Annotated in this window: 12 protein-coding genes; 11 read left to right on the top strand and 1 reads right to left on the bottom strand. The window is 44.9% G+C overall.

Annotation, left to right across the window (positions count from 1 at the left end; translation table 11 throughout):
* Window positions 1-121: 121 nt before the first annotated feature.
* From HXT26_RS01425 to HXT26_RS01475, 11 genes are all read left to right on the top strand, one after another.
* Window positions 122-9,568: an InlB B-repeat-containing protein gene (locus HXT26_RS01425; RefSeq protein WP_422112038.1), complete on the top strand. Its 9,447-nt coding sequence runs from the start codon at window positions 122-124 to the stop codon at window positions 9,566-9,568.
* Between the two features lie 157 nt (window positions 9,569-9,725).
* Window positions 9,726-9,938, top strand: a complete 213-nt coding sequence (gene rpmE / locus HXT26_RS01430) for a 50S ribosomal protein L31 (RefSeq protein ID WP_004118797.1) — start codon at window positions 9,726-9,728, stop codon at window positions 9,936-9,938.
* Window positions 9,939-10,084: 146 nt separating this feature from the next.
* A complete protein-coding gene (gene prfA, locus HXT26_RS01435; protein WP_004118799.1) occupies window positions 10,085-11,182 on the top strand; it encodes a peptide chain release factor 1 in 1,098 nt (365 codons plus the stop codon).
* Window positions 11,183-11,215: 33 nt separating this feature from the next.
* Entirely contained in the window at window positions 11,216-12,214 is a 999-nt protein-coding gene (prmC, locus tag HXT26_RS01440) for a peptide chain release factor N(5)-glutamine methyltransferase (RefSeq protein ID WP_174143295.1), read from the top strand.
* The gene (locus HXT26_RS01445) at window positions 12,211-12,891 is read left to right on the top strand and encodes an L-threonylcarbamoyladenylate synthase (protein WP_422112039.1); all 681 of its coding nucleotides are present in this window, start codon (window positions 12,211-12,213) and stop codon (window positions 12,889-12,891) included. The genes prmC and HXT26_RS01445 overlap by 4 nt, the downstream gene beginning before the upstream one ends.
* A 128-nt stretch (window positions 12,892-13,019) precedes the next feature.
* Window positions 13,020-14,123 carry an MraY family glycosyltransferase gene (locus HXT26_RS01450; protein WP_116442795.1) on the top strand — a complete coding sequence of 368 codons (1,104 nt, stop codon included), beginning with the start codon at window positions 13,020-13,022 and terminating at the stop codon, window positions 14,121-14,123.
* A gap of 52 nt (window positions 14,124-14,175) precedes the next feature.
* The gene (guaB, locus tag HXT26_RS01455) at window positions 14,176-15,720 is read left to right on the top strand and encodes an IMP dehydrogenase (RefSeq protein ID WP_112928771.1); all 1,545 of its coding nucleotides are present in this window, start codon (window positions 14,176-14,178) and stop codon (window positions 15,718-15,720) included.
* A 177-nt stretch (window positions 15,721-15,897) separates the two neighbouring features.
* Window positions 15,898-16,605 (top strand): oligoribonuclease, encoded by a 708-nt coding sequence (orn, locus tag HXT26_RS01460; protein ID WP_004107431.1) that lies wholly within the window; start codon window positions 15,898-15,900, stop codon window positions 16,603-16,605.
* A 30-nt stretch (window positions 16,606-16,635) separates the two neighbouring features.
* Window positions 16,636-18,093, top strand: coding sequence for a PIF1 family DEAD/DEAH box helicase (locus HXT26_RS01465; RefSeq protein ID WP_004107434.1), 1,458 nt, complete (start codon window positions 16,636-16,638; stop codon window positions 18,091-18,093).
* Window positions 18,094-18,418: 325 nt separating this feature from the next.
* Entirely contained in the window at window positions 18,419-20,254 is a 1,836-nt protein-coding gene (locus tag HXT26_RS01470; protein WP_032842546.1) for a proline--tRNA ligase, read from the top strand.
* A 104-nt stretch (window positions 20,255-20,358) separates the two neighbouring features.
* Window positions 20,359-21,663, top strand: a complete 1,305-nt coding sequence (locus HXT26_RS01475; protein ID WP_231880158.1) for a zinc ribbon domain-containing protein — start codon at window positions 20,359-20,361, stop codon at window positions 21,661-21,663.
* 169 nt (window positions 21,664-21,832) lie between these two features.
* Here the strand turns inward: HXT26_RS01475 and HXT26_RS01480 are convergent, their stop codons facing one another.
* Window positions 21,833-22,321 (bottom strand): single-stranded DNA-binding protein, encoded by a 489-nt coding sequence (locus HXT26_RS01480; protein ID WP_032842545.1) that lies wholly within the window; start codon window positions 22,319-22,321, stop codon window positions 21,833-21,835.
* Window positions 22,322-22,380 lie beyond the last annotated feature (59 nt).

Genomic DNA, 22,380 nt, shown 5'->3' on the forward strand with positions numbered 1-22,380 from the left:
ATGAATAAAAGATTATAACAAATGTTTATTTTATGTCCATATATTGTATTCATGTATGATACATATGAAGATTTATAAGTATGCGTGGTCTACTTGAAATTGGTTGGAGTGAGGAGAAATAATGGCAGAGCGTAAAGATTTACACGGTGATGTGGTACCAAGAAGAACACTTCGTAAGGCTCATGCGGTGAAGCGTTCTCGTGCTTTGCGTAAGGGAGTTGCTGGAGTTGCTGTTGCTTCAACTTTGGCAATGATGCTGCCATCTGTTGTAGCTTCCGCGCTTCAGCCTACTCAAAAAGATATTATCGATGCGTCTAATATGACGCAAAAAATGGGCAAAGGTAAGCCTGATGTAGACGAATTGAACATGCAGCGTTGGGGTGCTGGCGTGCTCAATAAGAGTGCTCAAACTCAAAAGTTTGTAGAGCTTGCGCGTCATGATGCACAAATGCAACAGTTGCGCGAGGCTGAGGGATCTCGCAAAGAGCAAGAAGATAAGAAACCTAGTGAAACTACTTCTGGTGCATCTGTGCTGGAAACGAATGCATCTCCATCTGCATTGGCTGCGTCTCCTTCTGAGCCGCTGACTAGTGTGAAAAATACCCCAGTTGCAATTTCTTCTCCCATGCCTATTATGCCTTCTGTAGGTGCTGTGAAGTCTGTAAATTCTGATAAAGCTCTTCATGACGTTCAGTCTGCTACGCCTACAAAGACTTCTGAGATTAAAAATGCAACTTTAGGCTCAAAGTCAAATGTTACTGAAAATACAGTAAGTGCTGCTGAATCTGCTACGGTGAGTGCGCCAGTGTCTAATTCTGTTGTAAAAAGTGCGACTGCTAATAGGCAAGCTCATCAAAATACTACTAATCCAGATACGACGAAGCCAGATACTGCGAAACCGGTTCAGAATGTTGATAATAAGCCGGCTACTACAAATACTGCAGCTACAAAGCCAGCAGAAGTAAAGCCAGAATCAACGCCAACTGCGAAGCCAGCAGAAACAAAGCAACCGGAAGCAAATGCTGGTGACGTTGATCCAGCTGAAAATCAGCAGCCTGCAAACGTAGAGCCAGCTGCTGCAGATGCGGCTCCTGCAGGTAATACAACTGCATCGTCTACTCCTGTAACTCCTGCAAATGCAGAATCTAACACTGGCACTGGAACTGCAGCGACCACAGGTACAGATACAATTGCACGAACCAATGCACAAGGTTCGCAAAGCAGTGCAGAAGGTGCAACTACAGGTGCCACAGGCAAAGATAAAAGCGCTACGCCTTCAACTACTGCACAAAACTCTGCTTCCCAGAATCAATCTGCTTCTACGCCGAACAATGATACAACTCACTCAACGCCTGCTTCGAACAATCAGCCAACGCCTTCACCTTCTCCTGCACCGACCTCTGGCACACCGACCTCTGGCACACAGAACGCTGGCACACCGAACACTGGCACAACAACTAATAACGCAGCAACTGATCCAGACAGCCAGGTAATTAAGCCGAATACGGATAATCCAGAGGCGAAGAGTACAGAGCAAGCCAACGAACAGGTACAAACCGACACTAAGTCAAAAGCTACGTACAATTTGCAAATTCGCTATACGATTGGCGGTGCTGCGAATAAGCAGCTTGTACAGCCTTATGAGCTTACAATTGACCAAGAAGACTTCGATAAGCTCGACAAAGATGGTAAGTACGAATACATTGAGCTTCCGCAGGCTGCTGGATACCGTCCATCTGTATACCATTCCGGGGATTATCAGTACTACATTAAAAACGACGAAGGCAAGTTTGTTATTGACGACGGTACGGATGCGGATGCTAAGCGCTACTTGCGTTTGAGTAAGAAGCTGATTACTGAGTATGCTGTAAAGAAAAGGCCTGCTGTTGGAGCTAACAACGGCGCTCAAGCCCCGCAAGCCTCGTCATCTCAAACAACTTCGCAATCTTCATCATCTGCGCAACCGGCAGTAGAAGACGGCATTCAGTATTACGGCGAGTTGAATATCAACTACGCTCCTAAAACAGCTAAGTACTATGTGCGTCACTTGGTGCAGGATCTCGATAATAAGGATGAGTTTCACGATGCTCCAAATCTTGGCGTTGGCAAGACTATTGAAGTAACTTACAAAGATGGCAAAAAAGAACGTATCCACGTCACTGAAGTTACTGGCACTGTTGGTTCAGATGTGAGTGCTGTAGCTCTGTATATTCCAGGCTACGAGCCGGAGCATAATCTTATTAGCTCGCCACTTTCTGATTCTGAAGATGAAAAAGACAAGCTAGTTTTGAACCTTCGTTACTATCGTAAGGCGTATGAAGTTACTTACGATTCTGCTGGCGGCACGGATGTTACTGCTCAAAAAGTGTATTATGATCAGGAAGTGCCTGCGGTTCCAGAACCTACATATCGTGGTCATAAGTTCCTTGGGTGGCAGGTAGTAAAACCAGGGGATACTAATCAATCAAATACTTCTGGTAGTCCACTAATTAAAGGAAATTCTACTAACTACAAGATGCCGGATCACAATGTGCGATTCCGCGCAGTTTGGGAAGCTAACAATACTACCAGCTACCGCGTGAACGTGTGGGTACAGAAGGCGGATTTGGTAGACAAAGAGCATCCGGATTCGCTTGTAAACTACGACTTTGTTGGTCTTGTTGAGCGCACGAATGTGCAAACTGATAGCGACGTTGTGCTCGATAAGATGGATGATGCTGGTGTTGCTAAAGATACTGATGAGCTTAATGGCAAAAGCGAAACTGATTATGTAACGAGCCCGGAGCTTGGCTTAACAAAAGAAGAGCTGCAAGGTACAGATGCGAATAATCATAAAGATGGCTTAATTTCAAAGTTCAACTGGATGAACGATACGCCTGTAACAAGCTTAGACGGGTATGATACTGAGCATCCTGGTGATGTTAACAACAAGGGTAAGGACTTATTCACGCGCTACTTCCACGTGAATAAGGAGCTTACTAAAAAGCTTAACACTGAGGAACATGATTTTGTGCAGGGTCGCCCAGATTTAGGCAAACGCAGTAAAGCGAAGCTTTGCGCAAACGACTTAAACAACACTCTTAACTTAGTTTACGACCGCAATACTTATGAGCTTATTTTTGCTAAGCCTGCTGGCGTCAATAGCGGTGACAATGTTGCTATAAAAAGAAAAGATGAAAACGGCAAAACAACTATTTATTGCTATGCTGGCGGTGGCGGTTGCTCAACGAAGTATGAAGGTAAAGATGAGGATGATAATGGCGCTAAAATTAACCATAAAGGCTACCACGTAAATGTTCGTTACGGTCAAAAGCTTACTGATATTTGGCCTGATGTAAATGAATTATATTTTAGTGAAGAGGGAAAAGGCTCTTTAGGGTGGCAGCTTGGATTTGCGGGGGATGTAAAGTATCGTGACACTCCTCCGTATCGTTTTACTAAAGAAGAATTTGCTGACCCTAGTTGGCGTGTAGTGGGTAAGAACCAAGCGCCTAAAATTAGTGATGACCCTTCGAATCCTGATGCAAAACAATATGAGTTAAAAGATAATCAGCGTCTGCTTACTGCTGATAGCAGTGATCAAAGTCAGCCTATACAGGTGATTATTAGGAAGCAAAGTATTGCATCCGCTAAAAAGGGTGGTACAGCAAGCGATGACGATTATGAGCTTTCTACCGATTCTTATAGCAAAGATGATACTCCCAACACTGGCTATGATTATCCAGCTCCATCTATTGCTGGTTTTAATCCTGCTGATGGTTATGATAAGACAAAAGTTGGTGATGCGTTAGATTCAGACGACTTTAAAGATAATCTGGAAGTGTGGTATAACGAATCTCATGCTCATGGGAATTGGGATGATTTAAGTGAGGATGAGCAGAAAGCTTTTGCTAAAAAGTATCATTTAGCATTTCGAAAGTATAGGGGCGTTCCAGTAGATGAACAAGAAAATTATAAAGGTGATGAAGATGAATTTAATGATAACAAACCACTTGAGTTTAGGTACGACCGCAAGTCGTACGACGTGCAGTTTTATAATGCGGATGGCAATGCTATAACAGATGGCAATGTCGCTGCTAAAGAGAGATTGCCGTACGAGTATAGCTTGACTAAGCGCGGCAAAAAAGATTTGACGGGCGAAGACAAAGAGCTATACGGCAACGTTAAGTCTTACGATGATTCTGTAACTAAAGAGGGTGGTGATAACACCGCAACTCAGTTCGATGGCAAGTACACATTCACACTTAACGGCAAAACTTACTCCATCACTCGTCCTAACAATTTGCCAAAAGACTACGTGTTTAAAGGCTGGGCTGTTGATCAAGCTGGTAGTCAGCTTATAAATGGCGAGAGTGAAGATGCTAAAGGTGAAAGCAAAGATAAAAGTAAAGCTAAAGATGTTACAATGCCAGTTAATGGCATTAAGCTTTATGCTGCGTGGGGTAAGCCAACTAATATTAAGCACACGGTAACGTTTAACTACAATATGCCAAATACCGATGGAAACGGTAATGAGGTAGCTGGCACAAACGTAGTTAAGAAAAAGGAGTTCGCTCGCTACCATGTTATTGACGAAAAGGATGAAATAGGCACTCCAACTCGCAAAGGCTACGACTTCTACGGTTGGGAAATCAACAAGAATGGCAAAACTTTGCCGTACGCCTTTGGCAACAAAGTAGTAGAAGATATAACGCTTAACGCAGTGTGGGTGAAGGATACTCGCTACAAGGGCACTTTTAAGCATATATTCTTAAAGCCTGGATACACGATTTCTGACTATAAGGATGCTGCTACGAAAGAAGCCAAAGCTGCGATGGTAGACCATACCGCCGAGCAAACGGTTTCCGGCTTGCGCGAGCATTTGCGCTACAATGCGGAAGCAGTCTATAGTGACGAAACGCACTTCCCAGATAAGCATTTCACGAGCTTTGAAGCTTCGAGTACTGAATCTGAGAATACTGGCGAGTTTATTTACCAAACTTATAATATGCGCAAGTACAAAGTTCGCTATGTAACTATTGGTAAGGACGGTAAAGAAAAGGAGCTTCTTCCAGAAAGCGAAGTTAGCTCTGTAAATAGAAAGTATGACGTAGTATTCTACAAGCCTATTGAAGGCTTTAAGCCAGAAAATACGCAGCAGCGTATTGAATACGTTACTGATCCTTACGGCAAGCAAAAAGCTGACGATATTCGTACTATCACATTTAGATATGATGACGTACGCGTGCTTAAGCGTAAGGACGATTATCAAGCTCGCCCAGATCACTACACGCGTTACGTGTTTAAAGTGGCTGATGGTCAAGACTCTATGGGCAGCGTTGTTGACTGGCAGAACAAGGATGTAGCTGACGGCTCTGCTCTTGTGTACGACGCAATTAAGGGCACAAAAGCTTATCAAATGCCACTTCCAACAGTGAAAGCAAAGCCTGGATTTGAGTTTGCAGGCTGGACTTCGAAAGTCGGTTCGTCTGAAGTTGGCTCGCATACGCTTCAGTATTCCGATGGTGTAAATCGCTTGCCGATTCGCTCCGAAGAGCAGAACAATCCTGAGGTAATTTACACTGCTAACTTCAAGATAAAAGCTCCTGTTGCAATTGATACTAAGGTTTTGAAGCCAATAGATACTTTGAATCCGGCTGATCCAACTGCAGCTAAAGCTCTTATAACGAATGCTGATGAGTATCCAAGTGATGCTACGTTCTCATTCGGTAAAGACGAAAAGTTTGACAACACTCCAGGCTTGCACAAGATTAAAGTGCAAGTGCATCTTGATGGCAACATTGCTGAAACTGAAGTGCTGTACCGCACGCTGCCGGATTTGGTGTACGGAAGCGAGTGGGAGAAGTTTAAGGCTACTGACTACGGTAGCAAGCATAAAGACGAGTACGTGCCGATTACCTTTACCGGTAAGAACGATGAAGGCACTATTATTGGTCACGATGGAGATAATTCTAATCATCCTGATGACGGAGACACTACGCTTACTGCGTACGTTTATAAAGGTAAGGATGTTAGAATCCGTGTGCCGCAAGCTTTCGGTAAGGATCATAGTGCCGATAATTACCACTACGTGTTTAAGGGCTGGGCAACTAATGTTGTAAAGCCGACTGCTGAGAATCCGAATCCAGAGCAGAAGTACGATATCGATTCTGAAGGTCGTTATAAAGATGTTAAGGTTAACGATAATTCCGGCATAACTTATAACGCTGTTTACAAGAAGATTGAATACTTCTCGAGTTCCTCTGACGGCGGTGAAGTTCCTAAAGATGCTGTAGTTGCAATCTTCAAGCCTGCTCCAGGACGATTGTGGAGTGACGGCACGAGTGGACCTAAAGTGTTCTACGTAAAGAAGGGCACTGATATTTCCCAAATTACGAAGATCATTAATGGAAAGCAAGTGAATGTTCTTGAGATGCTGAAAGGCAGTCTCACTGGAGCTACTGGCACTTGGAAACGAAGCAGTATGCTTAATGACGGTAAGAAAGTTACTGAAGTTAAAGATGTTGCTGACGTGACCGGTGATTGGAAAGATGGCTGGAAAGTCAATGAACCATTCCAAGAGTTCGTGGCAGATCAAACCCCTTGGACAGAGCCAGCAGTGCAGACTGATTACCTTGTTGCTGTGCAAGATGACCCTGACACGCTTCCAAAGCTAACCGATTTTATAACTAATATGTCTCAGCTCAAAGCAGATGCTGCTGTGAATAATGGCATAGAAGACATAAAAGTCGAATACGATTTACCAACTGAAGCTGAACAAAATAAGTTAAAACAAAAAATGCTTAAGAAGCCTGCTTTGTACACTGTTCCTTTGAAAGTTACAGTTAAGTATAAGGATGCAGTGGATTACAAGACTTATAGACTTGTAGGACGCTTAAAAGTGCTTTATCAGTTGATGTACCCAGAAAGCTTGCCGAAGGAGAATACGCAGGATACTACGCAAACTGGTGCTAATGCTGAACGCAAACTAGTTTTTGATAAGACTAAGTATGTTTCAGTCAACTTTATAAATGCTCAGAGTGATAATAAGTCACCAAATGGCAAGGGTGAATTTGCTGAAGGTTCGCGCGAGTTGTACTACGCATATAAGCAATCTGCTAGTGGCGTTCGTGCACCGCAGGTTATTGGCAAGGATTACGATGCGAAAGGATACCATTACGAGTTCCAAGGCTGGGAGATGCAGGCAGCTACTGCACCTGTAGCAAATTCGACCAACACGCCAAATATTACGAATGGTACAAATACTGCTGCATCAGTAGTCCCTGTTGTGACACTTGTTGCTACTGCGGCTCCAACACCTACTACTGTGTCGAATCCACCAAAAATTAAGCTATATTCTAGTGCTGAAATTGCTGGTATGAAGTTTAGTGGGAACACCACTTTTATAGCACGTTATAAGCTTGTGCCAAACGTAATTGACGCTTCTCAACAAGACGATATTCCAGATGGCTACGTTGCAACCATATTCCTTCCAGGATTTGGTAGAACGTGGGCTGACGGTTCGTATAAGCCAAAACTTCTGTATATTCGTCACGGAAAAGATAAAGAAGATAACATTAAGTTTGCTCAAAAAGTTGCAAACGATACTGCTGCAGAACTTTCCGGTTTTACAAAGTGGCAAATGTATGATGCAAAGAGCCGTAAGTCAAACATACTCTTACACGACAATTGGGATATCAGCAGGCCGCGCATTTTCGTTGCTGAACAAAATGGCGCTGATGGTGTGAAGATTCCAGAAACAGTTGTTGGCGTTGGAGATAAGATTCCAAACGTCAATAAGCTCGTACATAGTGCTGACCCTAAAGTGAGTGCATCTGTAGATGAGAATGCTAAGGTTGATGTTTCAAAGCCTGGAATTTCAACAATTATGGTGAATGTAACTAAGCCTACTGATGAAATTGATAAGACTACAGGAAAGCAAAAAACTGTTACAACTAAGTTGCCTGTGCATGTGTATGTTTTGCCTAACGTGATTGCAGATAACGATTTGCCGGCTAAGGGCACTGCTGCGGCTAAGTTCATAGAAAAGAACTACACGAAGGTGACGTATGTAGCTGGTAAGGGCGGAAGTTTGCAAAAATCGCCTCTTGAGAGTGCTGGCGACAAGATAGTTTCAGTATATTGGGTACGAAACGGCGCTACTAATTTGCTTATGCCAGTTCCAGATGTGCTTGCCGATAAGGGCTACGTGTTCAAGGATTGGTCGTCTAATACGACTGAAAAGCCAGCGGCTCTGGCAGATAAACGCAAGGCCACAGAAGAAGAACGAGAAGCTTTGGCTCGAATGGCAATTATGGATGGTATGCCATATGTAGCAAAGTTGATTCGTAACTCAGATAAATATACGCTTGCTGCTTTGCAAAATCTCCTGAACGAAGCGCAAAAGCAACATGCTGCGCAAGTCTACAATGCTAAGCGTGAAGAATTAGCTCAGGTTGCTGAAAGAAATCATAAGACTGATCTAGCTTCTGAAATTCGTCAGTCTCATGATTCCTTACAAAAGATTAAGGATAAGCTTGTCCAAAATGGCATTGATGTTGACAAAGTCATTGAGCAAGTTCATGAAAAGACTTTGCTTGTAAAACTTGCTAAAGAAGCTGGACAACCATGGCTTGCCAAGCAAATTTCCAATTCTATGTATTCTTCAATAGAAGCGCTGAAGAATTTGATGCAAGAAGCAGGAATAGACTTAACATTTGCTAATCTTGAGAACGCAATTGATAGTTATGTTCTTGATGAACAGCGAGAAGTGCTCGCTGAGCTTGCTGATGAAGCAGATAAGCCATTTGTTGCAAAGATAATTCGCAGCTCCAAGAAGTCTAGTTTGGAAGCTTTGAAGCAGGTTTTGCGCAATGCTGGAGTAAATCCAGAGATTTCGCTGCCAAAGCCTCACTCAAAACACGAAATCACTATTACTGCAAACTTCGAGAAGATGGCTCCTATGAGGTTTAAGTTTAGTGGTTCTGCTCGCGAGGGTATGTTAACGAACTTTACTTTGCAAAACATGACTGAAGGATCTGGCGATGCTACTAACAAGATTACGGTAGATGGTAAGGAAGTAACCATTAACGAGTTAATCTCAAAGGTTACGAATTCTGTAAACGGTATTAACGCAACCTGCGCTGGTACTGCATGCAAGATTTCCGGCACTCCTAAGATTGTGAATGGAAAGCCAAAAGTTGAGCTAACGTTTACTACTACCGATAAGTATGGTCGCGAAGCGGAAATTGCTGTTGAAATTGATGTGATTTCTGAGAGCAAACCAAACTCTCCAACTCCAGCACCAATTCCAAGTCCAGCACCAGCGCCTGAGCAGCCAACTCCAGCGCCTGAGCAAGTTATTCCTTCTCTTGATTCTTCTACTTCATATGACGTAACTATTGAGGATGAAAAGAAGCAAGAAAAGGATCTAAAAGAAACTGTTGAAGCAAAGCTGGAATTAGCTAAAACTGGTAGCGACACGGTTTCTTCTGCATCTGCTGGTATTTTGTCGGCAGCAATCGCAGCAATTGGTCTTGCGGTGGTAAAGACTGGCAAGCACCATCGCAAGCGTCGCAATAATAAATAATTTATTTAAATTTGGAGCGTTTGAATTTTTCATGCGCTCCATTTTTATACGAATTATAAGCGCGTCGAGGGTGGTGACTAGAATAACGAAGGTTCCGGTTCACGCTTAGCTATTGGGGCTTTGCGACCCGGGTCGCCCGAATTCCATAGGAGACATTATGAAGCAGGGTATTCATCCCGACTATCACGCAGTGCAGGTTACCTGCTCTTGCGGAAGCACTTTCGTAACTCGTTCCACCGCTGATGGCGATCACATGACGGTTGACGTGTGCTCAAAGTGCCACCCATTCTATACCGGTAAGCAGAAGATTCTCGACACCGGCGGCCGCGTGGCTCGCTTCGAGAAGCGCTACGGTAAGAAGACTAAGTAGCTTTTGTGACGCCAGCCCTGCTTTCGTGTAACTCGCGGAATCGGGGCTGGCGTTTTATGTGCTAAACATGTGTGTTTAGTGTTCTACATTTAACATTTAAATTTTTGATTTACAATCCGCGTTAAGCGCGACTACAAAGGAATATGATGGCTGAGTCAGTAGAGGAACAATTCCCGGCAGCAGTTACCGCGTTAGAAGAGTATCGCGATATTGAAAGTCGCATGGGAAGTCCGGAAGTTGCGTCAAACCCGGACGCTATTCGCAAGCTCGGCCGCAGGCACGCAGAACTCGGCTCAATCGTAAATGCTTACCTAAATTACAAGCAGCTTTGCGACGACTTTGAAGCCGCAAACGAAATGGCAAGCGACGACCCAGATTTTGCTGAAGAAGCTAAGCGCTTAGAAGAGCAGCTTCCAGCAGCAAAAGAAAAGCTTCGCACGGCATTAATTCCTAGGGATCCGGATGATGCGCGCGATATGATTATGGAAATTAAAGCTGGCACAGGCGGCGAAGAAGCTGCTCTGTTTGCTGGCGATCTATTGCGTATGTACATGCGTTATGCCGAAAAGCGCGGCTGGACTACCGTAATCCAAAGCGAAAATTCAACGGAACTTGGCGGCGTAAAAGACGTGCAGCTTGCGATTCGCGCAAAAGGTACTCCTGCTCCAGAAGACGGCGTGTGGGCAAGCATGAAGTACGAGGGTGGCGTGCATCGTGTGCAACGAATCCCAGTTACTGAATCGCAGGGGCGCATACAGACTTCCGCAGCCGGCGTAATCGTGTTTCCAGAAGCAGACGAAGATGACGACGAAATCGAAATCGATCCAAAAGATTTGAAGATCGACATTTTCATGAGCTCCGGTCCTGGTGGACAGTCCGTGAACACTACTTATTCCGCGGTTCGCATGACGCATATTCCAACCGGAATTGTTGTTAGCATGCAAGACGAAAAGTCGCAGATTCAAAACCGTGCGGCAGCCCTTCGCGTGCTAAAGTCTCGTTTGCTCGCTATGAAGCACGAGCAGGAGGCAGCAGAAGCGGCGGATATGCGCCACTCACAGGTGCGTTCGCTCGACCGCTCTGAGCGAATCCGCACGTACAATTTCCCAGAAAATCGTATTGTGGATCATCGCACGAATTACAAGGCTTACAATCTTGACCAGGTTCTTGACGGCGATTTGCAGCCTGTTATCGACAGTGATATTCAGGCGGATGAAGCTGACCGTTTAGCGCAAGCCAAGTAAGTAGCCGATTAAAATTTCTAAACGATTCTTAAAATGCAAGAACTTTTGCGAGTTTTGCGCGATGCTGTTAAAAAGCTTGAGTTTGCAGGTGTGGAGTCAGCAGAATATGATGCGCGCTTGCTGCTGGCTCACGCTTGCGGAGTGAGCTTAGCTGAGCTAAACAAAGCTCTGCTTATGGGTGATTACAAGAATTTTTCGCCCGATTATGCTAGCAAATATAGCGATTTTGTATCTAGGCGTGCTTCTCGCGAGCCGTTGCAGCATATTATTGGTCGCGCGCCTTTCCGCTACTTGGATTTGCGCGTTGGCAAGGGCGTTTTTGTGCCGCGTCCGGAAACAGAAGTTGTTGTTGATGCTGGCCTAGATTGGTTGTGCGAATCGCATATTAGCAAGCCTACGGTAGTCGATTTATGCGCAGGTTCGGGAGCAATCGGATTGTCAATTGCAACGGAAGTTGCAGACGCGCAAGTGTGGGCTGTAGAAAAATCTCCTGAAGCTTTTCAATATTTGCGAAAAAATTCTGAAGAAACTGCAAAGAATTACGAAAATATGCAGATTTCCAGTCGATACCATGCTGTTCTTGCAGATGCAACAAAAGCGCATATTTCAGATTTAACTCCTGAACTTCACGCAATTTGCGGCAAAGTAGATTTAGTAATAACGAATCCGCCTTACGTGCCGGAAAATCAAGTGCCGGAACAGATTGAAGTGCGAGAATATGATCCTCCGCTTGCGTTGTACGGCGGCTCTGTGGATGGCTTGCTTATTCCGGAGCAGATTATGCGCGCGGCTTTTGCGCTTCTTAAACCCGGGGGAGCTATGGTTATGGAGCATGATATTTCGCAAGGAGATGCGCTTAAAAAGTACGCGGAAAGCCTAGGTTTTGTGTGTACTCGAGTTGGAAACGACTTAACAGGCAGACCGCGATACACTTTTGCGCAAAAATATGACTTGAATCAGATATATGACTTGAATCAAATAGAAGAAAATAAGCAAAATAAACAACAAAAGCAACAAAAGAGGCAAAAATGAGCAAAATTTGCAACGGAGAATCACTGCAAATGGCAGCGCAAATTATTAACGAAGGCGGCGTAATCGTAGTGCCAACTGACACTGTGTATGGCGTTGCTTGTGACCCATTTAATGAAGCTGCAGTTGCAAAAATTTACGAGCTTAAGCGCAGGCCGCGCACGAAGGCGTTGCAAATTTTAATGAGCGGAGTGGAAGATTTAGAAAAACTTGGGCTGTATTTGCCGTCTCCGCTGGATATTTTAGGCAAAAAGTTCCTTCCGGGTGGATATTCTCCGATTGCGCGCGCTAAGAAGGACTCGGTTGCGTCCAAACTTGCAACGCTGTGCAAAACGAATGAGACTGATGAGAAAACTCAAGAAACTGAAACAACTCAAGCAATCGAATCAACTCAAGGTGTGCGCGTGCCTGATTGCCCGGAATTAATGCAAATTTTGCGCGTTACGGGCCCGCTGGCTGCTTCTAGCGCGAATCGCAGTGGTAACGAAAGTGCAGACAGCGTCGAGGAAGCATTTGAGGCTTTCGGCAACGAAATTCCGCTGTATTTGAACGCAGGTCCAACTCGCTCGCACGTGGCAAGCACGGTAGTTGGTGCGGATTCAAGCGATAAAGACGGTATTGTGATTTTGCGCGAAGGTGTGATTTCGGAGTGCGAAATTCGTAATGCGTTAAGTGAGTAAGTTTATTAACTTATTTCTGATACTAAATTTCTGGTACTAACAAATCGCTACAATCAAAATAAGCAAGCGAAAAATTTAGCAAACGCTGCTAAAACCAACAAAGTAATCGCATAGCAAAGGACGCATTCATGAGGGTATACCTGTTTATTGCAGCAATTGCAGGCGGTGCTACGTGGCTTATTATGCCGCTTGTTCGTCACCTTGCGATCCGTATGGGTGCTGTTGGCAAAGTTCGCGCTCGCGACGTGCATACTATTCCAACGCCACGTATGGGTGGTGTAGGTATGCTTTTTGGTTTTGCAGTTGCGATGGCATTCGCTAGTTCTATGCCATTTATTTCTGGGCTTTTTGCAGGAACGCACCAGCCGTGGGTTGTACTAGCAGGAGCCGTTATGATATGCCTGCTTGGGGTATGCGACGACATTTGGGATTTAGATTGGATGCTAAAGCTTGCCGGTCAGCTGCTTATAGCTGTTTTTGTAGCGTGGGGAGGGTTGCAAATCGTAACTTTGCCGCTCGGTTCACTCGTGACGGCATCTCCAAGCGTGTCAATCGCAATAACTGCAATACTAATCGTTGCTTCAATTAATGCAGTAAATTTTGTAGATGGGCTGGACGGACTGGCTTCCGGAATTGTTGCAATTGGCGGAATTGCCTTCGCAACCTACTCCTACATGCTCGCGCGCACGTCGCCATCCTACGCATCAATGGCAACTCTTATTGACGTTGCAATGGTAGGTATGTGCGTTGGATTTATCATGCACAATTGGCATCCTGCGAAACTTTTTATGGGCGATTCCGGCTCCATGCTAATCGGCTACTTAATTACTTGCGCGTCGATTATTATGACCGGCCATTTGGATCCGTCCGCCGTTCACACGAGTATTTATTTGCCTGTATTTATGCCGATTTTGTTGCCGATTCTTGTGCTGTTTTTGCCGGTTCTTGATATGTGTTTGGCGATTACGCGGCGTGTTGCTAAAGGGCAGTCGCCAATGCATCCGGATCGCATGCACTTGCATCACCGCATGCTTAGAATCGGACATTCTGTGCAAGGTGCTGTGCTGATTTTGTGGGGATGGGCGGCGCTGATTGCGTTTGGCTCTATTATGATTTTGTTCTTTAAAGCTGTGTATGTGCTTGTTGGAATGATTCTTGCTGCTGCGTTGCTTACTGTGCTCACAATGATGCCGTACTTGCGTCGCCGCCTGCCCGAACTTCGCAATTCGTAGCGTTTCGTTCGGAGTTTCGGCAAACGTCATAGCAAAAACGTATAGTAACCCTATGGCTACAACTGATATTAACACGAAATCCGTGTATGCTCCTGTTCCACCAATTTTCGAGAAGCTCGGTCTCGCTTATGACGATGTCCTTTTGCTTCCAAACGAAACTGATGTTATTCCGTCCGAAGTGGATACTTCCACTCGTCTGACTCGCGAAATTACCATGAAAGTGCCGACTATTTCGGCAGCTATGGATACTGTTACCGAGTCCGATATGGCTATTGCCATGGCGCGTAACGGTGGTATTGGAGTACTTCACCGCAATCTTTCTATTGATGATCAAGCTGCGCAGGTTGATATTGTTAAGCGCAGTGAATCCGGTATGATTACCGACCCGCTTACTGTTCACCCAGATGCTACGCTCGCCGATTTAGATAAATTGTGCGGGCGTTTCCATATTTCTGGTCTTCCGGTAGTGGATAGCGAAAATCATTTAGTTGGTATTATTACCAACCGCGATATGCGTTTTATTGCTTCCGAAGATTACGATCGCTTGAAAGTTAAGGACGTGATGACGCGCGAAAATCTCGTCACTGGTCCTTCCGATATTTCTAAGGAAGATGCTCACCGCTTGCTTGCGGATAACAAGATTGAAAAGTTGCCTTTGGTTGATGCTGAAGGTAAGCTTACAGGCTTGATTACTGTTAAGGACTTTGTGAAGACTGAGCAGTATCCGGATGCTACTAAGGATGATCAAGGTCGCTTGCGTGTTGCTGCTGGCATTGGCTTCCTTGGTGATGCTTGGCAGCGTGCGTGCGCTCTTATGGAAGCTGGAGTTGACGTGCTTGTGGTCGATACCGCAAACGGCGAGGCTCGCTTGGCTCTCGACATGATTCGTCGCATTAAGGCAGATAAGGCTTTCGACGGCGTGCAAATTATTGGCGGAAATATTGCAACTCGCCAAGGCGCACAGGCTATGATTGATGCTGGCGTTGACGCTGTAAAGGTTGGCGTTGGCCCAGGTTCTATTTGCACTACGCGTGTTGTTGCAGGCGTTGGTGTACCTCAACTTACTGCAGTTTACGACGCTGCTCAGGCTTGCAAGGCTGCTGGTATTCCATGCATTGCAGACGGCGGCATTCACTATTCCGGCGATATTGCTAAAGCTTTGGTTGCAGGTGCGGACACCGTTATGCTCGGTGGCACTTTGGCTGGCTGCGAGGAAGCTCCTGGTGAGAAGGTTCTTCTTCACGGCAAGCAGTACAAGCTTTACCGCGGCATGGGCTCGCTTGGCGCAATGGCTCCTCGTGGTAAGAAGTCTTATTCGAAGGATCGTTACTTCCAGGCAGACGTTACCAGCTCCGATAAGGTGGTTCCAGAAGGCGTTGAAGGCGAAGTTCCATATCGCGGTCCACTTAACGCTGTGCTTTACCAGTTGCTTGGTGGCTTGCATCAGTCCATGTTCTACGTTGGTGCTCACAATATTAAGGAAATGCAAGAGCGCGGACGCTTTATTCGTATTACTGATGCAGGTCTTCGTGAATCTCATCCTCACGATATTGTGATGACTGCAGAAGCGCCAAACTACAGCGGTTTCCACAACTAAATCGCGTGGTGCGTAAGTTGCGCGATTAAATCGCGTATAAATCGCAACTATTTTAAACGGCGAAAAGTTACGCAAGTTACTCACAACTTGCCTGCTTTTCGTCGTTTTTAATACGTGTCTCGTCTCTACGAAGATGTAGGCTGATGGGTTCGAAAAAATATTAGGAAAGGAACGAAAATGGCTGAAGCTAAGGAAGATCTTACGTTTACGCCGGAAGAGTCGCGCTTAATTTGGATTGATTGCGAGATGACGGGACTCGATATTTTCCACGACGAATTATGCGAAGTATCTGTAGTTCCAACCGACTTTAATCTGAAAGTTTTGGACGACGGCATTGATTTAGTGATTAAGCCGAGCGATGCTGCTGTGGCTCATATGAACGATTTTGTGCGCAATATGCACACTTCTTCCGGACTTGTTGACGAGTGGAATAAGAATGGTTTGCCTTTGGAAGAAGCACAAAAGCAGGTAGTTGAATACGTAAAGCGCTTCCTGCCGGCTCGCGGAAAAGCTCATCTTGCTGGAAACTCCGTCGGTTCCGATAAAAAGTTCCTCGACCGTTACATGCCAGATTTAATGGCAAATCTGCACTATCGTGTAATAGACGTAAGCACGTTGAAGGAAATTTCGCGCAGGCTTTACCCGGACGTTTACCGCAATAAGCCGGCAAAACATGGCGGTCACCGTGCGCTCGCGGATATTATTGAGTCGATTGACGAGCTTCGTTACTACCGCGATATGATGTTCGTTCCAGCTCCAGGCCCAAGTGAGTCTCAAGCAAAAGCTGGCGCACAGCACATTGAAAGCACGAGCTTGCTTCGTGACTACGAACGCCGCGGAGAGGCGCTAGAAGACGTAAATTCCGCAGAAAAGCGCGACTACTAAACGTATTAAACACAATAAAAGGTACTGCCGATGAAGCAATCCGAAGCTCTAACCATAATCAACGCTGGTGCAAGCGCGTTCATTACCGGCGCTCCGGGTGCAGGTAAAACCTACGTATTAAACGAAGCTATTCGCGAAATGCGAAAGAACGGTTTAAGCGTGGCTGTAACGGCTTCTACCGGAATCGCAGCAACTCATTTAAACGGTCAAACCATTCACTCTTGGAGTGGAGTTGGAGTTGCAAACGCACTTACGGATACGCTTCTTAAAACCATTAGAGCTAGGCGAGGAAAGCGCATAAAAGCCACGGACGTGCTCGTGCTGGACGAAGTTTCAATGATACACGCGTGGCTTTTCGACATGGTTGACGAAGTATGCCGAAAAGTGCGCAAAAATCCCGCTCCTTTCGGCGGGCTTCAAGTAGTTATTTCGGGCGACTTCTTCCAGCTGCCTCCTGTTAGCACTTCTATGCGAAATCGTGACGTGTTCGAGCCGAGCCCGGAGTTTATTTCGTCGCGCGAAAAGTATGCTGCAGCTGGAAAAAATCCGGAAGGCTATATTACGGAATCTTTCGCCTGGGATGCTTTGAAACCTGTTGTGTGCTATTTAACTGAGCAACATCGTCAAGACGACGGTAAGTTACTTGATGTTTTAACAGATATTCGTAGCGGTCTAGTAAGTGACGACGATAAGCAAGTGTTGGCCAGCCGTCTTGGTGAGTATCCGCAAGATGACGAAGTTGCAGTACATCTTTTCCCAACGAACGCGCAAGCAGATGGCTTAAATAATATGCAGCTTGCGGAAATTAATGCTGAGCCTCACGAATTCGTTGCAACGGAAGCAGGACCTAAAAATCTCGTTGAGCGCTTAAAGAAGAATATGCTTGCTCCGGAGCGTTTAGTTTTGAAGGTCGGAGCTGCTGTGATGGCATTGCGTAATGACCAAGAAAAGCAGTATGTAAACGGCTCTGTTGGACGTGTGTTGCGTTTTGTGCCTGAATCTAAAGGTGGCTGGCCGATTGTTGAGTTTGAAAACGGAAATATTGTCACTCTTAAGCCAGCTGCGTGGGAAATGACGGACGGTGAGACTGTACTTGCTAGCGTAAATCAAGTGCCTCTTCGTTGCGCGTGGGGAATTACGATTCATAAGTCGCAAGGTATGACGCTCGATAGTGCGGTAATGGATTTGCGTAGAACTTTCGCTCCTGGAATGGGATATGTTGCGCTTTCTCGCGTGGAAAATCTGGGCGGTCTTTATTTGGAAGGTATTAACGATCGCGCGTTTAGCGTTTCAGTTGATGCCGTTCTACTAGATGGATCTTTGCGCGATGCTTCCAAACGTGCGAGTGAGATGCTTGCTAGCGATGGTGCTTCTGTATTTTTGACAGATAAGTTTGAGGGCGATTCTGCAAATCAGCAAGAGTTTGACATTTTTGGCGCTGTCAATTACGCAGATAATGAAGAGTTTTCCTTCGATGACGAGTTTTAGTGCGATTTTTTGTGGAACATTTGCGCGACGACCTGCCTGAGCGCTGCGATTTAGCGCGCGAAGGCAACTCGGAGCGGAAACTCGCTTAAGTTGGAAGTCCGGGGGACTTCCAACGCGAGTTTCGTAGCGAGCGCGTTACCCGCGCGAGCGTTTTGGTGCTTTTTTGAAACATTTGCCGTGTATTTTCTCTGGCGTTTGTTGTCGTTTTTGCGTATTTGGGAAACATTTGCCGGAGTTTTAACTGGGTTTTTGTCGCTGCTTTGGCTTGTTTGTTTAGCTGTGTAAACAAGTGTTTATGTCCTCATGCGCAAATAGATTGGAACGCATGAATTCCAATGTACTTCGTATGTCTCAGCTGTTCCTTCGTACGCTGCGCGAGGATCCTGCAGACGCGGACGTGACTTCCGCAAAACTTATGCAGCGCGCAGGCTATATTCGTAAATCTGCCCCAGGTGTGTGGACTTGGTTGCCGCTCGGACTCAAGGTTTTAAACAAGGTTCAAGCGATTATTCGCGAAGAAATCAACGGTATTGGTGCGCAGGAAGTCCACTTCCCAGCGCTTCTTCCGCGTGAGCCTTATGAGGCTACAAACCGTTGGGAAGAATACGGCGACAACATCTTCCGCCTTAAGGATCGTCATGAAGCTGACTATCTTCTTGCTCCAACGCACGAAGAAGTTTTCACGCTCCTTGTTAAGGATATGTATTCTTCGTACAAGGATTTGCCTGTTACTTTGTATCAGATTCAAACGAAGTATCGCGACGAATTCCGTCCTCGCGCAGGTCTTATCCGCGGCCGCGAGTTTATTATGCAAGATGGTTACTCGTTCTCAATTGACGAAGATGGTTTGAAGTCTGCTTATGTTGAAGAGCGCGCTGCTTACGCTCGAATTTTCAACCGTTTGGGCATTAAATACGTGATTGTTCACGCTGTTTCCGGTCCAATGGGCGGTTCTGATTCTGAGGAATTCTTGGCTCCAATGCCAATTGGTGAAGATACTTTTGCTCTCGCTCCTTCCGGAAAAGCTTGGAATGTTGAGGCTCTTACCACTCCAGAAATGTCTGATGTTGATTACTCGGCAACTCCTGCAGCAGAAGCGCTCGAAACTCCAGACGCTAAGACGATTGAAGCTTTGGTTAAGGTTTCTAACGATTTGCATCCGCGTAAAGATGGCCGCGAATGGCAAGCAGACGACACTTTGAAGAATCTGATTATTGCTGTTAAGCACCCGGCTGATGCTGAGGGTGGCGAGCATGAGGAGCCATGGCGCGAAATTGTTGCTATTGGTATTCCAGGTGACCGCCAGGTAGATATGAAGCGTCTTGAAGCTCAGTTTGCTCCTGCAGAAATCGAAGAAGCAACTGAGGATGATTTGAAGTCTCATCCTGAGTTTGTTAAGGGCTACATTGGTTTTAGCGTATTAGGTCCTCAAGCTCGCAAAGAGGGTAGTGGTATTGAAAATCCTGTTCGCTACTTGATGGATGCTCACGTTGCAAAGGGAAGCGCCTGGATTTCAGGAGCTGACGAAGACGGAAAGCACGTTTACAACGCTGTTTACGGTCGCGATTTTGAGGCTGACGGCGTTGTTGAAGCAGCCCAGGTTCGTGACGGCGATATGAGCCCAGATGGTTCTGGTCCGCTTAGCTTCGAACGCGGTGTGGAAATCGGTCAGGTGTTCCAGCTTGGCTTAAAGTATTCTAAGGCTTTGGGCTTAAGCGTTCTTAACGAAAACGGTAAAGCTGTGCCAGTTTGGATGGGCTGCTACGGTATTGGCGTTAGCCGCGTGATCGCATGCTTGGCAGAAACGCATCACGACGACGCTGGTCTCGCATGGCCTATGGCGATTGCTCCAGCTCAAGTTCACGTGGTTGCAACAGGCAAAGATCAAGTTGCTTTCGATGCTGCTGAAAAGGTTGTTGAGGAGCTTAGTAAGCAGGGAATCGAAGTAATCTTCGACGATCGTCCAAAGGTTTCTCCAGGCGTGAAGTTTAAGGATGCTGAGCTTGTTGGCGTGCCGCTGATTGCTGTAGCAGGTCGCGATACCGTGAACAACGGTACGATTGAAATCCGCGATCGCAACGGCTCAAACGTTGAAGCAGTTCCAGTTGACGAAGCTGCAAGCCGCATTGTAAAGCGTGTCAAAATACTTTTGAATAAGTAAAATTTGGTGCGTAATTTTGAATCGTGAGAAATATTAATAACTTGTGGGCTCTGCGTTTGCATCCCACTTGTTTTATATATACGTAATAGGAAGAAGTTACACATATGTTTTGTGAAAAATGTGGATCACAAATTAGTGATGATCAGCAATTTTGTAATGAGTGTGGAGCGAGGATTGATTCTTCTATTGGTTCGCAAACTTCTGCAGAACAAATAAATAATCCGCAGCAAGCAGTTTATAACCAATCAGAACAGCAACTGTATACTCAGGTTTATGAGCAGCCTGTAGACGCGCTTAAGAATAAGAAAAGTAAGTATTCAAAATTAACAATTATTATTTCGGCAGTAGTTGCATTAGTTGTGGTAATTGCTGGAATAGTTTGTTTTTTGAATCTAAATAAAAGAGTAAATAGTGCTGATGGGTCTCATAATAACGTAATTAGTGAGGCTGGAAAACAATATAAAAAAGTTCTAAAAGATTTTAGCGAAACCAAATCTTCCGACAGTAGTGACATGAAGTATTACTACACGCTATGGGATATAAACAAAGACTCTATCCCAGATTTAGTGATTGCGTCTTCGCGCAGCGCTGATACTACTAGAATGATAGACGCTACATATGGCGTTCGTGTTGCTTCTTACGATGGTAAAAAGCTTATAAAATCTGAAGATTTGACCACTAGTAGCGATTCATATGCAACTTTGTATTTTAACAAGAATCATGATGGAATAGTTACACTTGCTCCATTTGGTTCCGATGCTACAAGTGATGGAGATATGCCTTGGACAAAAACAATATATCGCCTAAATAAACATCATAAATTCACAACTAGTTCTGAAACTGTTGAGCATCCGTTAGGAAGCGATGGTGTTGTTCAAGGAACTGATGAATTATCAAGAGTAGTAATGCCGTCGTTTATTTCAATTTCAGACATGAGAGGCGTTGACGCATTAGTGAATAATGAAGAGAATTCACAAAAAGTGCGTGAGCATAATAAGAATGTTCAGAATTGGATTGAAAAGGGTTACCAAGTCTACACTGGAACAATAAAGACCTTAAGTAAGGAAGAAGCTAAGAACTTACCTGGCGCTGATAAGGATGATACTACTGGCTTCCCAGACACTTATGATGATAATGCACGCTTTACTGTTCTTTTGCTAGATAATCCATCTTCAGTTACAGTGGCTAATGGTTTTATGGATTGTGCTTTAAGACCAACTATTACTTTCGCTAATAAAGTAGCTGTGCTTATCAGTGACTCTAATGATGGAACTAGTAATAATTTCAAACAATACGAAGGTAAGAGAATTACTATTGCAACGAAACCTAATGGCATTATGTATCATGGTGGTGATTTGCCTTATGGTCAGCCATCGGTTTCTTCTGATGACATACATGTGATTAAGTAGTAGTAGATATCTCAGTTTCAGTAAATTAGGAAATACTTAATTTGCGAAATAGAGAATAAATAGATTTGCCGCCAGGAATGTTGATTCTTGGCGGCTATTTTATTGTGTTCATATTAATTTTTACTGTGGTGTGAGTTTAGTGGATTTTTAGAATTGCGATTTATTTTTCTTAAATGTCAGTTTCGCCCCCAAATTCATCATTCGAAATGCTTGCGTTAGAGTTATTTTGTTGTGCCCTATTGTTCTGCTGTGCTTGATTACTTTCTTTCGTATGATCATTTTTAGCGGAATCAGCGTTTCGCTTTGTAAATTGAGTAGTTCCACGATTTAAATCGTGACCAATAGTAGCCGCTTCTAAAATTATGCGATTATAATCATTGCCGTCTTTTGTCCAACTTTCAGTACTCAAATTTCCAGAAACAACAATTGCATCACCTTTATGCACGCTTTTAAGAACGTTTGAAGCCAAAGTTCGATACGCCTTCACAGTCATCCATGTGGTTGGACGCTCATGCCATTGCTGCTCATCATTTCGATAATAAGATTGTGTGCTTGCAATTCGTAGAGAACAAGCAGGAGAATTTTCGTTGCGTCCAAAACTTATTGGTTCTGCGCCTACAAATCCGCTAATAGTCACAGTTGACTGTTGTTGTACCATATTCATCATCCTTTCACGATTTGGACTGCAGCCATTTCAGCCCCGAAATCAGAGCCATC

Source organism: Gardnerella sp. DNF00497B (genome assembly GCF_049262725.1).
Taxonomy (GTDB): Bacteria; Actinomycetota; Actinomycetes; order Actinomycetales; family Bifidobacteriaceae; genus Bifidobacterium; species Bifidobacterium leopoldii.